The sequence below is a fragment of the Pseudomonas arvensis genome (assembly GCF_056688935.1).
This window is the reverse complement of sequence record NZ_CP162038.1, coordinates 5,700,577-5,714,002: the sequence shown is the minus strand read 5'-3', so window position 1 is coordinate 5,714,002 and position 13,426 is coordinate 5,700,577. Positions and strand designations below refer to the sequence as shown.

Genomic DNA, 13,426 nt, shown 5'->3' with positions numbered 1-13,426 from the left:
AACTCTTGGGATCGTGTGGGCGGGCCATGATAAGAGAGCTGAGTCTAGAGGCCAAATCGCAAAACGCCTGACGAATGTTTCACAAGGCACCGGGTACGGTGGGAAGACTAACTAACAGTCACTTTTGCGGTCTAGAATCCGCCTACTTAATTCAAGGAAACCACCTACGTGAAATCTATCCTTGCCTTGCTTGCCCTCGTTGCGCTGCCCGTCATGGCCGCCGAGCCGACCCTTTACGGTCGCTACGAATACATCCAGTTGCCGGAGATCGGCGAAACCTTCAAGGCCAAGATGGACACCGGCGCGCTGACCGCCTCGCTGTCGGCCCGCGACATCGAAACCTTCACCCGTGATGGCGACGATTGGGTGCGCTTCCGCCTCGGCGGCAAGGACGCTTCCAACAAAGTCTACGAACACAAAGTCTCGCGCATCAGCAAGATCAAGAGCCGCGCCGACGAAGACGACGACAAGGACGAAGCCAGCGTGGCCAAGCGCCCGGTGATCGACCTGGAAATGTGCCTGGGCGACGTCAAGCGCACCGTCGAGGTCAACCTCACCGACCGCAGCAGCTTCAACTACCCGCTGCTGATCGGCGCCAAGGCCCTGCGTGAATTTGGCGCAGCGGTAAACCCGGCCCGTCGGTACACTGCCGACAAACCGGACTGCTGACAGACCCAAATGCCCCACATCCTGATTGTCGAAGACGAAGCGGCGATAGCCGACACGCTGATATTCGCCCTGCAAGGCGAGGGTTTCACCACCACCTGGCTGAGCCTCGGCCAGGAGGCGTTGGCCCATCAGCGCCAGAGCCCCGCCGACCTGATCATCCTCGACATCGGCCTGCCCGACATCAGCGGGTTTGAAACCTGCAAGCAATTGCGCCGTTTCACCGAAGTGCCGGTGATGTTCCTCAGCGCCCGCGATGGCGAAATCGACCGCGTGGTGGGGCTGGAAATCGGCGCTGACGATTATGTGGTCAAGCCGTTCAGCCCTCGGGAAGTGGCGGCGCGGGTCAAGGCGATCCTCAAGCGGGTCGGCCCTGGCGTTGCACCGCCAGTGTTCCAGGTGGATCTGGAACGCATGCAGATCCACTATCGCGGCCAGCCCCTGAACCTCACGCGCCATGAGTTCCGCCTGCTGCAAAGCCTGCTGGAGCAACCCGAGCGGGTGTTCAGCCGCGAGCAGTTGCTCGATGCGGTGGGCGTACCGGCGGATGCCGGCTACGAGCGCAATATCGACAGCCATATCAAAAGCCTGCGCAGCAAACTGCGTAGCGTGGCGGCGCAGGCCGAGCCGATCCAGACCCATCGCGGCCTGGGCTACAGCTACAGCCCGAGCAACAGCTGATGCGCCTGGGGCTGCGGATTTTCCTGGTGTACGCGCTGTTTATCGGCCTTACCGGTTACTTTGTGCTCAGCACCGTCATGAAGGAAATCCGCCCCGGCGTGCGCCAGTCCACCGAAGAAACCCTGGTGGACACCGCCAACCTGTTGGCCGAGATCCTGCGCGACGACGTGAAAAACCGCACCCTTGGCCAAAGCCACTGGCAGGAACTGCTCAAGGCCTACGGCAACCGCCAGCCGGGCGCGACCATCTGGGGCCTGCCGAAAAACCAGGTCAACCACCGCATCTACGTCACCGACGCCAAGGGCATCGTGTTGCTCGACTCCACGGGCCAAGCGGTGGGCCAGGACTACTCCAAATGGAACGATGTCTACCTCACCCTGCGCGGCGAATACGGCGCCCGTTCCACCCGCAGTGATGTGGATGACGCCACGTCATCGGTGATGCACGTGGGCGCGCCGATCCGCGACAACGGGCAGATCATCGGCGTGGTCACCGTGGCCAAACCCAATAGCTCATTGCAGCCTTATGTGGATCGCACCGAGCGGCGCCTGCTGTGGTACGGCGCCGGATTGGTCATCCTGGGCCTGCTGCTGGGCGCGCTGTTGTCGTGGTGGTTGAGCGTCGCGCTACGGCGGCTGACGGCCTATGCCGAGGCGGTCAGTGAAGGGCGGCGCGCCGAGTTGCCTCACTACCGTGGCGGCGAGTTGAAGCAGTTATCCACCGCCGTGGAGCACATGCGCACGCAACTGGAGGGCAAGGCCTACGTCGAGCATTACGTGCACACCCTGACCCATGAATTGAAAAGCCCGCTGGCGGCGATTCGCGGCGCGGCGGAGCTGTTGCAGGGCGACATGACCCGCGAGCAGCAGCAGCGTTTTGTCGGCAATATCGACAGCGAAAGCGCACGCCTGCAACAGTTGATCGAGCGCCTGCTGAACCTGGCGCAAGTGGAACAACGCCAGGGCCTGGAAGAGCAGGCAAGTATCGCGCTGGCCGCCTTGGTCGACGAAGTGCTCAAGGCCCAATGTGCACGGATCGAAAGCGCCGGCTTGCGAGTGGAGCAGACGATCGCGGCGGATGTGAAGGTGTTCGGCGAGCCCTTTCTGCTGCGCCAGGCGCTGGGCAATCTGCTGGAGAACGCGTTGGATTTCACACCGCCGGGCGGCCTGTTGAAATTCGCGGCGCAGACGCACCACAACGCAGTGCAGGTGAGCCTGTTCAACCAGGCCGCACCGATTCCCGACTACGCCTTGCCGCGTCTGAGCGAACGCTTTTATTCGCTGCCACGCCCGGCCAGCGGACGCAAAAGCACGGGCCTGGGTCTGAACTTTGTCGAGGAAGTGATGAAGCTCCACGGTGGCGCATTGCAGATCGGTAACGTCCCCGGCGGCGTGCGCGTGGAACTGCATCTCCACACAGTCTCCACATTGCCCACATAAAACCCCCACACGCGCAGCTCACTCTCCCTCCATCAAAACAGGGAGAGACCCATGAACCGCAGCCTGCTTTTCAAACTTGGCGCGATTGCGCTGCTGATCCTGCTGTTGCTGATTCCGTTGCTGATGATCAACGGCATCATCAGCGACCGCCAGCAACTGCGCGACGGCGTACTGATGGACATCGCCCGCAGCTCCAGCTACGCCCAGCGCCTCACCGGCCCGGTGATGGTGGTGCCGTATCGCAAAACCGTGCGCGAGTGGAAGCTCAATGAAAAACTCAACAAGCGCTACGAAGAAACCCGTGAAGTGCGTGGTCGTTTGTACTTCCTGCCGGAGCGTTTTGAGCTCGATGGCAAGGTGCAGACCGAACTGCGCGCACGGGGCATTTACCAGGCGCGACTGTTCCATGCGGACAACCGCATCAGCGGGCGTTTTGTGCTGCCGGAGCAGTGGGGCATCACCGAGAACTATGCCGATTACCGTTTTGAACCGGCGTTTCTGGCGGTGGGCATCAGCGATATCCGCGGCATCGAAAACGCACTGAAACTGGAACTGGGCAGCCAGCGCCTGGAGTTCTCGCCGGGCAGCCAGGTGGGGTGGCTGGGCGAGGGCGTACACGTCGAACTGCCGGCGCAGGACAACAAGAAACCGGCCGCCATGGACTTCGCCTTTGACCTGCGCCTGCAAGGCACCGAACAACTGCAAGTGGTGCCGGTGGGCAAGACCAGCCAGGTGTCGCTGGCCTCCAATTGGCCGCACCCGAGCTTTATCGGCAACTTCCTGCCGGCTCAGCGCGAGGTTACCGACCAAGGTTTTACCGCGAACTGGCAGACCTCGTTCTTCTCCACCAACCTTGAAGAAGCCCTGCGCGGTTGCCTGTCCGAAAACAGCTGCGAGGACTTCAACAGCCGCAGCTTCGGCGTGAACTTCATCGACCCGGTGGACCAGTACCTCAAGAGCGACCGTGCGATCAAATACGCACTGCTGTTTATCGCCCTGACCTTTGCCGGCTTCTTCTTGTTCGAAGTGCTCAAGAGCCTGGCGGTGCACCCGATTCAATACGCCTTGGTGGGCGTGGCGCTGGCGTTCTTCTACCTGCTGCTGTTGTCGCTGTCCGAGCACTTGGGCTTTGCCCTGGCGTACCTGATCTCGGCGAGTGCCTGTGTGATGTTGATCGGCTTTTATGTGTGCCACGTGCTGCGCAGCGTCATCCATGGCCTGGGGTTTTCGGCGGGGTTGGCGGCGTTGTATGGCTTGTTGTACGGACTGTTGAGCGCCGAGGATTACGCGCTGCTGATGGGGTCGTTGTTGCTGTTCGGTCTGCTGGGTACGGTGATGGTGCTGACGCGTAAGCTGGACTGGTATGGCGTGGGCAAGCGCAAGGAGGTTGAGCCGTTGGTGTTTGATCTGGAGGCGGTGCAATGATCGGGTTGCGCGAGGATCAGCAAATGAAGGCAACATTGGTGTCACGGATTGACCGGCTATTTTTTGTGGCGAGCGAGCTTGCTCCCGCTGGGGCGCGAAGCGGCCCTCAAGAAGGGGACTGCTGCGCAGCCCAGCGGGAGCAAGCTCCCTCGCCACGAAACCTCACATGGGTGGTTGGGTCTGCTGCATCGACGGCCGCTGGCTGACCTCGGCGTACCACGCAGCTAGCTTGGGATTATCCAACCGCCACTGCATGTCCGGATGGCGAAAGTCCAGATAACCCAAGGCGCAGGCCACGCTGATGGCGGCGATGTCGAAGTGGCTGGTCAGTTCGGCAATCGCGTCCTGCTCCAATTCGGCGAGGGCGCGACGCATCTTGTGGCGCTGCTCGTCGAGCCACGGGGTCCAGTGTTTTTCTACCGGGCGCAGGGTGGTTTCGTAGCGCACCAGCACGGCGGCATCCATGATGCCGTCGGCCATCGACGCCAGGGTCAGGCGGCGCCAGCGCGCCGAGCCATCGCGGGGGATCAGCGGGTTGCCTACATGCTGGTAGTCCAGGTAATCGAGGATCACCCGGCTGTCGTGCAATACCGTGCCGTCCGCCAGGCGCAGGGCCGGGATTTTGCCCACGGGGTTGCCTTGCACCACCTGAGCATCCGGGTTGACCGGGGTCGGCATGCACCCTTGCAGGGCGACGCGATCTTGCTGGCCGGTTTCGATCAGCAGCACGCGGACTTTACGCACGAAGGGTGAAGCCGGGTTATGAAACAAGGTCATGCTGGGAGCGGACATGGGCATTCCTCTGAATAGGCTGGGGCTAGCCTAGAGGGTTGCGCGGTGGCTGGCGAGGGGGATTGTGGGGGTTTTTATGGGCCTCATCGGGGGCAAGCCCCCTCCCACACTTGAACGTGTTCACAAATCAGAATGTGGGAGGGGGCTTGCCCCCGATGAGGTCCTCAGTCGCGCCGCTTGAACAACCCCCAGGCACCTATGGCGGCAGGTATGCCCAGCCCGAGCCAACTCAACGAATCCCACAGCCCATCCCCCAGCAGCGCCGCAAACAAACCGGCGGCGCTGAGCAGGCCAATCCCCAGCGGAAGGCCAAACACCTTCCAGAAATTCGACTGACGCGGCTTCAAGCCTTGCCTGCCTTGCGTCGCACGATCCACAGGTAAATCCCGCTGATCAGCACCACGATGGTCAACACATCCAGCACCGCCCACAGGATCTTCATCGGCATGCCGCCGTAATCACCAAAGTGCAGCGGCTGGGACATGCCCATGGCGTCCATGTACCACGGGCGTTCGGCGATGGCGGTGACGGCCAGGGTACTGGCGTCGATCAGCACTGGCGTGAGCAGGTGCGAGGTCAGGTGCGTACTGCCCTTCATGAACACCGCGTAATGGTGCTCGCTGGAAAAGCGCGTGCCGGGGAAGGCGATAAAGTCCGGCCGCATGCCCGGCGCGGCCTTGGCGGCGATGGTCAGCAGTTCCGTTGCAGGCGCACGCAGGGTCAGCGGCGAAGCGTTCTTGTAGGGTTCGATCAAGGCGTTCAGGCTGTCCTGGCGCCAGGCGGCGATGATCAGGTCGGCGCAGGCGCTTATCACGCCGGTCACGCCCACCACCAGCGCCCAGGTCAGGGTGACCACGCCAATCAGGTTGTGCAGGTCGAGCCAGCGCAGGCGGGTGGATTTGTCCTGGCGCACGGTGGCGAACTTCAAGCGACGCATAAACGGCAGGTACAACACCGTGCCGGAAATGATCGCCAGCACAAACAGCACGCCCATGAACGCCAGCAGCAACTTGCCCGGCAACCCGGCGAACATATCCACATGCAGGCGTAGCAGGAACAGCGTGAAACCGCCATTGGCCGAGGGCATTTCCACCGCATCGCCGGTGCGCGCGTCGAGCATGAAGGTGTGGGACGAATTGGGCTCGGTGCCGGCGGTGGCGGCCATGATCGCGATCACGCCGTTCTGATCGTCCTCGTCCCAGGCCAGGTATTGCATGGCTTCGCCGGGTCGATGGGCCTCTGCTTTGGCGACAAGCTGCTCCAGGTTGAGCTGCGGCGTATCGGCAGACATCTGTGCCAGCGTGGGCTCGTTGCCCAGCAGATGGTCGATCTCATGGTGAAACACCAGCGGCAGGCCAGTGAGGGCGAGCAGCAGGAGGAATACGGTGCAGATCAGGCTGGTCCAGGTGTGGAGGAAGGACCAGCGGCGGATGGTTTTGCTTTTCATTTTCTAGCCTTCATACACACCAAAGCCGCCCAACGGGACGGCCTGGTTGTTAACTCAGCCGATTACCACTGGTAGGTGGCGCTGGCGACTACGCTGCGTTGGTCGCCGAAGTAGCAGTAGTTGGCGTCACAGGTGGAAAGGTAGTCCTTGTTGAACAGGTTGGTAGCGTTCAGTTTTACCGAGGCACCTTTCAGGCTGTTGTCCAGGCGGCCGAGGTCGTAATGCACCGCACCATCGAACACGGTATAGGCATTGGCCTTGCCCAGCCAGGTGTTGGCTTGGTCGCCGTAGGTGTTGCCGGTGTAGCGTGCTCCAAAGCCGATGCCGAAACCGTCGAGCACGCCGGTGTGCCAGGTGTAGTCGGTCCACAGCGAGGCTTGTTGGTTGGGCATCAAGGTGAGGCGGTTGCCTTTGTAGATACCTTTTTGCACCTCGGATTTAGCCAGGGTGTAGGCGGCGATGACCTTGAGGTTTTCGGTCACGTCAGACACTGCCTCCAGTTCCAGACCCTTGACCTTCACTTCGCCGGTCTGACTGTTTATTTGCTGGCCGCCAGCACCGAGGGTGGTGACCTGCACGTTCTTCTGAGTCAGATCGTAGACCGCCGCGCTCAGCAAGGTATTGGAACCGGGTGGCTGGTACTTGATACCCAGTTCCCACTGCTTGCCTTCCGTCGGTTTGAACGTCTGTGTCGCCTTTGTATCGGCGTTGCTCGCCGGTTGGAACGACTCGGCGTAGGACAGGTACGGTACGAAGCCCGAATCGAACACATAACTCAGCGCCGCGTTGCCGCTGAAGTGTTTGATACGGTCGGTGTTGGTTGCATCGCTGTCGTTGAAGTAGGTTGTGCCCTGATGCACCCAATCTTCACGCCCGCCCATAGTCAGGCGCCAGTTGTCCAGAGCCATCTGGTCTTGCACATAGAGGCCGGTTTGCACGGTTTTCTGATTGTAGTCGTAAAAAGGCTTCACGGTGGTCGGGCGTACGGTCGGCACGGTGTTGACCGGGTCGAAGATATTAATGTTCGAGGCAGTACCGTAGATCGCGCGATAGGAGGTATCGGTGCGCTGGTGGTCCAGGCCGAGCAGCAGGGTGTGAGTGACGTCGCCGGTGGCGAAGTCGGCCTGGAAGTTGTTGTCCACAGCGAACTGGCTGATGTCCTCGTCAACGTTGGTGGTGGACCGGCTGATACTGCCCGCGGCATCAGCCGGGGAGAACGCATAGGAACCCACGGTCAGTTGCTGGAACGACAGGTCCGACTTGGTATAACGCAGGTTCTGCTTGAACTGCCACGTATCGTTGAAGCGATGCTCGAAGGCATAACCGAGCGCGTAATAAGTACGGTCGTAGAACTCGTAGTCCGGGTCGCCGAGGTTCTTGTGGTGGGAAACCTCACCGTGGGGGGAACTGATCTTGGTGCCCTGAATCGGCATGAACTGGCTGGTGGTGCCGGTATCGTCGCGGGTGAACTGCGACAGGAAGGTCAGCTTGGTGTCCGGGTCGATGTTCCAAGTCAGGCTCGGCGCAATGTTGTAGCGCTTGTTATCGATGTGATCGACCTGAGTACCGGCATCCCGTACCACGCCGCTGACGCCATAGAGGAACTGGCCTTCATCGTCGATCTTGCCGGTGCTGGCGAAGTTGATCTGGCGGTAGTTGTCGCTGCCGTATTGCACCTGGATTGCATTGCTCTGTTCGGCACTTGGACGGCGGCTGACCATGTCCAGCAAGCCGCCGGGCGGGGTCTGGCCGTACACCGATGAGGCCGGGCCGCGCAGCAGGGCGAGGCGGTCGAGGTTCCAGGTTTCGGCTTTCGGGTTGGCGTACACGCCGCGTGGCAGCGGCAGGCCGTCGAGGAATTGGGTGGGTTCGAAGCCGCGTACGCGCATCCAGTCGTAACGGGTGTCGCTGCCGTAGCTGGCGGAGACGATACCGGGCATGTACTTCACCGCGTCGTCCAGATTCTGCACGTTACGGTCTTGCATCTGCTCGCGAGTGGCGACGGAGATCGAGCGTGGTGCCTCGACCAGTGCGGTGTCGGTCTTTGTACCGGCGGCGGTGCGTTTGGCGACGTAACCCTCCACCGGCCCCCAAGCGCTTTCGCTATCGCCCTGCCCAATGATGCTGGTCTCCGGCAACGCCACAACCCCCTCGGGAATCGCCACCAAGGTAAACGTCCCAGCGCTGCTCTGCTCCAACTGCAACCCGGTGCCACGCAACGCTTCGCGCAGTGCGCCTTGCGCATCGAACTGGCCTTTGACCGGAGCCGAGGTCTTGCCCGCCGCCAGCGCCGGGTTGAGGGTCAGCGCGAGGCCGGCCTGGCTGGCGATCTGGTTCAGGGTCGTGGCCAGCGATGCGGCAGGCAGGTTGTAGGCACGCACGCTGGACGCCTGTTCGGCGGCGAACAGCGAGGTGCTGGCCAGCGGGGCGCTGAGGGCAATGGCCACGGCTAACAGGCTGGGGCGCAACAAGGTGTCTAGCGTGCGGGACATGGGCGGCTCCTGAATGGAAATATTTCTCAATTGCCTAGGTGCCGAACGAGAATCGAAAAGTGATAGGGCAGGGCGAAAATATTTTTTGTGGGGTGTTTGAGGACCTCATCGGGGGCAAGCCCCTCCCGCAAAAATGTGGGAGGGGGCTTGCCCCCGATAGCGATCGCCCAGCGACCACAGACCCTACGGCTTACCCTTGACCGTCACCCACCACGGCGTGTGCTGCTCGATCCGCACCGGCAGGGTCGGCAGCAGGGCGTTGAGCGCCAGCGTGGTGTCGTGCAGCGGGAAGCTGCCGGTGATGCGCAGGTCAGCCACGTTTTTGTCCACGCCCAGGTAGCCGGTACGGTAGCGGCTGAGCTCATCCACCACGTCGCCCAGGCGGGCGTTGTCGACCACCAGCATGCCGCGGGTCCAGGCGTCGGTGGCGGGGGTGACGGCCAGCAGTGGGCCGAGGCCGTCACTGCGCATCAGCACTTGCTGGCCTTCCTTGAAAATCTGTTCCTGGTGCAAGGCTTCCGGCTGCGCCGCGACTGCCGATTGCAAAACGCTCAATCGCGTGGCGCCTTCCTCGCGCTTGACGATAAACCGCGTGCCCAGCGCTCGCAGGCTGCCGTCGCGGGTTTGCACGTAGAACGGGCGCGCATCGTTGTGGCCGGTCTCGACGAGGATTTCGCCGTCCTGCAACACGATCAGCCGGCGTTTTTCATCAAAACGCACGTCGATGGCACTGTGGGTATTGAGGTTGATCCGGGTGCCGTCCGCCAGTTTCAGCGTGCGCTGTTCGCCGGTGGCGGTGCGCTGGTCGGCCAGCCAATAGTGGATCGGCACATAGCGCTCGCCGGCAAACAACGCCAGACCGCACACCAGCGCGATACTCGCCAGGCCAGTGCCGAGCTTGCGCACCCGCTGGCGAATGCCTTCGCGCGATTGCAGCAATGCCGCCCGCGCCGGGCCCGAGGCCACGCCGAAGCGTTGGTCGAGCATGCCCAGTTGGCGCCAGGCGCGAGCGTGTTCTTCATGGCTGGCCAGCCATTTGCTGAACTCTTCGCGTTCTACGGCGCTGCCGTCGCCGGAGTCCAGGGACAACTGCCAGGCAATCGCCGCATCCAGCACACGGGCCGACACCGGCTTGGCGCTGATCGCACTCACGTTGGCTCGCCATACAGCGCGATATAGCACTGGCGAATGCCCTGGGCCAGGTACTGGCGCACACGAGGCACCGACACGCCGAGGCGCTGGGCGATCTCTGCGTGACCCAGGCCGTCGAGACGGTTATAGAGGAAGGCGGCGCGGGCCTTGCTCGACAGCTTGCCGAGCAGGCGGTCGATGGCCTTGAGGTCTTCGAGGATCAGTTGCTGTTCTTCCGGGGACGGGTGTTCGCTTTCCGGGATCAGCATCAATTCGGTGAGATAGGCCTGTTCCAGGGCGGCGCGACGGAAGTAGTCGAACAACAAGCCTTTGGCGATCGCCACCAGAAATGCCCGAGGCTCGCGGGGTTCGCGCAACTCGTCACGGCCCAGCAGGCGCATGAAAGTATCCTGGCTCAGGTCTTCGGCGCGGCTCGGGCAGGCCACATTGCGCCGCAGCCAGGCCAGCAGCCAGCCACGATGGTCGCGATACAACGCGCCAACAAGCTCACTGTGTGGGGTCTGGGCCGACGACAAGGCATCACCGAATAAACAAGGGGTTTAAACTAACGAGAATTATTCGCGATTGTGTCAGAGGCGTGGGGTGGGCGCAATTGGCGTCCGTCGGGAGATGACATTAAAACGATGGCGCTCGTTTACGCCGTTTCCATTGGCTCAAACGCTCCTGCAGCGCCTGTGGGGAGTCGATGTGCTGCTGTCGCGCACGGCTGAACAGAATCAGCATCAGTTCCGCCGTGGCCAGGGCATCGGCGCTGGCGTGATGGCGTTCGCCCACGTGCAGCTGGAAATGGTTGATCCAGTCATCCAGCCCGGCTTCGCGGATATGCGCCTCGGGGCACAGCAGCGGGGCGATGTCGGCCACATCCAGAAACGGGTGCGCCAAGCGATAACCCAGGCTGTCCTTGAGTGCGCGGCCCAGCATGTGCTGGTCGAAGGGCGCATGGAAAGCCAGCAATGGGCTGTCGCCGACGAATGCCATGAAGTCCAGCAGCGCTTCTACCGGATCACTGCCGGCGGCGATGGCGCTGGGGCCGAGGCCGTGGATCAACACGCTGGGGCTGAGTTTTGTTTCTGCGCGTTGCAGGGTGCGCTCGAACAGCTGGGAGAAATCCACCGCGCCGTCTTCAATCACCACTGCGCCGATGGACAGTACCTGATCACGGTTGAGGTTCAGGCCGCTGGTTTCCAGGTCCACCACCACCCAGCGTTGGGCGCGCAATGGGGTGTCGCCCAGCGGCACCGGCTTGGACAGTTGCTCCAGGCGCCGTTGTTGCGCGGCATCGAGTCCGGGCTTTTTCGTACGTAGCCAGTCGAACCAACTCACAGCTGGTACCGCAACGTCAGGCTGCTTTGCAGACGCTGGGCCTGGCGCAGGGATTCACGCAGGATGCGGCGGTCGAGGTGGTTGAGGCTGTCGGGGTCGACGCGATTGGAATACGGCTGGTTCTCGCGGGTCTGCAACTGGTGCTGCTGCATGCGGGTTTGCTGGATAAAGTGGTACGCCTCTTCATACGCGGCGCCGTCCAGCGGCTCGATGACCTCCTTGGCCACCAACTGACGCAGGCGCTCCAGGGTGTTGTTGGCGTGAATACCATTGGCCAGCGCCAGCAGGCGCGCTCCATCGACGAATGGCGTGAGCCCCTGCACTTTGAGGTCGAGTGTGGCCTTTTCACCGCTTTTGCGTGTCAGCACGAATTCACGGAAACGTCCTACAGGTGGCCGTTGGCGCAAGGCATTCTCTGCAAGCATGCGTTGAAACAGCCGGTTTTCCGCCACCTGATCCAGAACGCTTTGGCGCAAGTGCTCGCAACCCTGTTCATCGCCCCACACCACCCGCAGATCAAAATAGATGCTCGAACCCAACAGGTTTTCCGGCGTCGCCTCACGAATAAACGCCGCAAACCGCCGCGCCCATTCCGCCCGCGACAGGCACAGCTCGGGGTTGCCGGCCATGATGTTGCCTTTGCACAGGCTGAACCCGCACAGCGCCAGGCTCTGGTTGATCTGCTGCGCCAGGGGCAGCAACCGACCGCGAATCTCGGCGGCTTCCACCGCGTCCCTGGCCTCGAACAGAATGCCGTTGTCCTGGTCGGTGTACAGCGTTTGCTCGCGACGGCCTTCGCTGCCGAAACACAACCAACTGAAGGGCACGCCGGGGTCGCCTTTTTCGGCGAGGGTCAGCTCGATCACCCGGCACACGGTGTGATCGTTGAGCAGGGTAATGATGTGAGTGATCTGGGTGGACGACGCGCCATGGGCGAGCATCCGCTCGACCAACTGGCCGATCTCCCCGCGAATCGCCACCAGGTTCTCCACCCTGGGCGCATTGCGGATGGTGCGGGCCAGGTGCACCAGGTCGACCCGTTGCAGGGAAAACAGGTCGCGCTCGGACACCACGCCACACAGGCGCTGGTCCTTGACCAGGCACACATGGGCGATATGCCGCTCGGTCATGGCGATTGCCGCGTCGAAAGCGCTGTGGTCCGGGGTCAGGAAGAACGGCGCCTGGGTCATATGACTGTCGATGGCCTGGCTGAAATTGCTGGTGCCGTCGGCCACCACATGGCGCAGATCGCGCAGGGTAAAAATCCCCAGAGGCGCCTGGTGCGCGTCGACAATCACAATGCTGCCCACTTGTTGCTCGTGCATCAGTGTCACCGCTTCGCGCAGCGGCGTGTCCGGGCTGCACATCACCGGGTGGCGCATGGCCAATTCGCCCAGGCGGGTGTTCAACGAATATTGAGTGCCGAGGGTTTCCACGGCTTTTTGCTGCACCTGCTGGTTGACCTGATCCAACAGGCTGCTGACGCCACGCAGGGCAAAGTCGCGAAACGGGCTGGAGAGGGCGAACAGCTTGATAAAGGCCGGTTTGTTCAGTTGCAGGCAGAAGGTGTCTTCGGCGGCTTTATGCTCAGTGCGCGTGGCCCGTTCGCCCAGCAGCGCAGCGAGGGGGAAGCACTCGCCGGTGGTGATTTCAAAGGTGGTTTCTGCCGACTCCGGCCGCTCGCCCACGACGCGGCCTTGCTTGACGATGTAGAAGTGCTCCACCGGCCCGCCCGATGGCTTGAGAATGCTCTCGCCGGGGCCGAAGAAGCGTAATTGACACTGTTCAACCAAAAACGCCAGGTGCGCATTTTCCATTTGATTGAATGGCGGGAAACGTTGCAGGAATTGCAGGGTGCCGTGGATGTTCTGCAACACGGCGGTTTTACCCGCCTGCGTGAAAGCATCAGCTTTACTCATAACAGTGACCGCAGTTTTTTTGTCGTTATCGTCCTGCATGGTCGGCTCCTACGCGGTGGGTGCCCATTGGACGTAAGTCTAGGTCGATAC

Annotated in this window: 12 protein-coding genes; 4 read left to right on the top strand and 8 right to left on the bottom strand. The window is 62.0% G+C overall.

The features are described from left to right. The first annotated feature begins 168 nt into the window (after window positions 1-168). Genes rloA2 through creD form a run of 4 tightly spaced genes read left to right on the top strand, consistent with a single transcriptional unit; the run spans window position 169 to window position 4,211 of the window. Window positions 169-669, top strand: a complete 501-nt coding sequence (rloA2, locus tag AB3G88_RS26000; protein WP_099585724.1) for a retropepsin-like aspartic peptidase RloA2 — start codon at window positions 169-171, stop codon at window positions 667-669. 9 nt (window positions 670-678) lie between these two features. Then, window positions 679-1,347 (top strand): two-component system response regulator CreB, encoded by a 669-nt coding sequence (creB, locus tag AB3G88_RS25995; RefSeq protein ID WP_099585723.1) that lies wholly within the window; start codon window positions 679-681, stop codon window positions 1,345-1,347. Next, the gene (gene creC, locus AB3G88_RS25990) at window positions 1,347-2,786 is read left to right on the top strand and encodes a two-component system sensor histidine kinase CreC (RefSeq protein ID WP_099585722.1); all 1,440 of its coding nucleotides are present in this window, start codon (window positions 1,347-1,349) and stop codon (window positions 2,784-2,786) included. Before creB ends, creC begins: the two co-directional genes overlap by 1 nt. Window positions 2,787-2,837: 51 nt before the next feature. After that, window positions 2,838-4,211, top strand: a complete 1,374-nt coding sequence (creD, locus tag AB3G88_RS25985; protein ID WP_400527272.1) for a cell envelope integrity protein CreD — start codon at window positions 2,838-2,840, stop codon at window positions 4,209-4,211. Between the two features lie 162 nt (window positions 4,212-4,373). Here the strand turns inward: creD and AB3G88_RS25980 are convergent, their stop codons facing one another. From AB3G88_RS25980 to AB3G88_RS25945, 8 genes are all read right to left on the bottom strand, one after another. After that, window positions 4,374-5,003 (bottom strand): glutathione S-transferase, encoded by a 630-nt coding sequence (locus AB3G88_RS25980; protein WP_112192605.1) that lies wholly within the window; start codon window positions 5,001-5,003, stop codon window positions 4,374-4,376. A gap of 164 nt (window positions 5,004-5,167) precedes the next feature. After that, the gene (locus AB3G88_RS25975) at window positions 5,168-5,350 is read right to left on the bottom strand and encodes a hypothetical protein (RefSeq protein ID WP_112192604.1); all 183 of its coding nucleotides are present in this window, start codon (window positions 5,348-5,350) and stop codon (window positions 5,168-5,170) included. Further along, the gene (locus AB3G88_RS25970; RefSeq protein ID WP_480452255.1) at window positions 5,347-6,450 is read right to left on the bottom strand and encodes a PepSY-associated TM helix domain-containing protein; all 1,104 of its coding nucleotides are present in this window, start codon (window positions 6,448-6,450) and stop codon (window positions 5,347-5,349) included. The genes AB3G88_RS25975 and AB3G88_RS25970 overlap by 4 nt, the downstream gene beginning before the upstream one ends. Window positions 6,451-6,512: 62 nt before the next feature. After that, the gene (locus AB3G88_RS25965; RefSeq protein ID WP_480452253.1) at window positions 6,513-8,942 is read right to left on the bottom strand and encodes a TonB-dependent siderophore receptor; all 2,430 of its coding nucleotides are present in this window, start codon (window positions 8,940-8,942) and stop codon (window positions 6,513-6,515) included. Window positions 8,943-9,125: 183 nt separating this feature from the next. Beyond that, window positions 9,126-10,094: a FecR domain-containing protein gene (locus AB3G88_RS25960; protein ID WP_112192601.1), complete on the bottom strand. Its 969-nt coding sequence runs from the start codon at window positions 10,092-10,094 to the stop codon at window positions 9,126-9,128. Continuing rightward, on the bottom strand, window positions 10,091-10,609 hold the full coding sequence (locus tag AB3G88_RS25955) for an RNA polymerase sigma factor (protein ID WP_112192600.1): 519 nt from the start codon (window positions 10,607-10,609) through the stop codon (window positions 10,091-10,093). The genes AB3G88_RS25960 and AB3G88_RS25955 overlap by 4 nt, the downstream gene beginning before the upstream one ends. A gap of 100 nt (window positions 10,610-10,709) precedes the next feature. After that, window positions 10,710-11,417: a 3'-5' exonuclease gene (locus AB3G88_RS25950; RefSeq protein ID WP_099585714.1), complete on the bottom strand. Its 708-nt coding sequence runs from the start codon at window positions 11,415-11,417 to the stop codon at window positions 10,710-10,712. Beyond that, complete coding sequence (locus AB3G88_RS25945) at window positions 11,414-13,336, bottom strand: putative nucleotidyltransferase substrate binding domain-containing protein (protein WP_480452250.1); 1,923 nt, start codon at window positions 13,334-13,336, stop codon at window positions 11,414-11,416. Before AB3G88_RS25945 ends, AB3G88_RS25950 begins: the two co-directional genes overlap by 4 nt. Window positions 13,337-13,426: the final 90 nt, after the last annotated feature.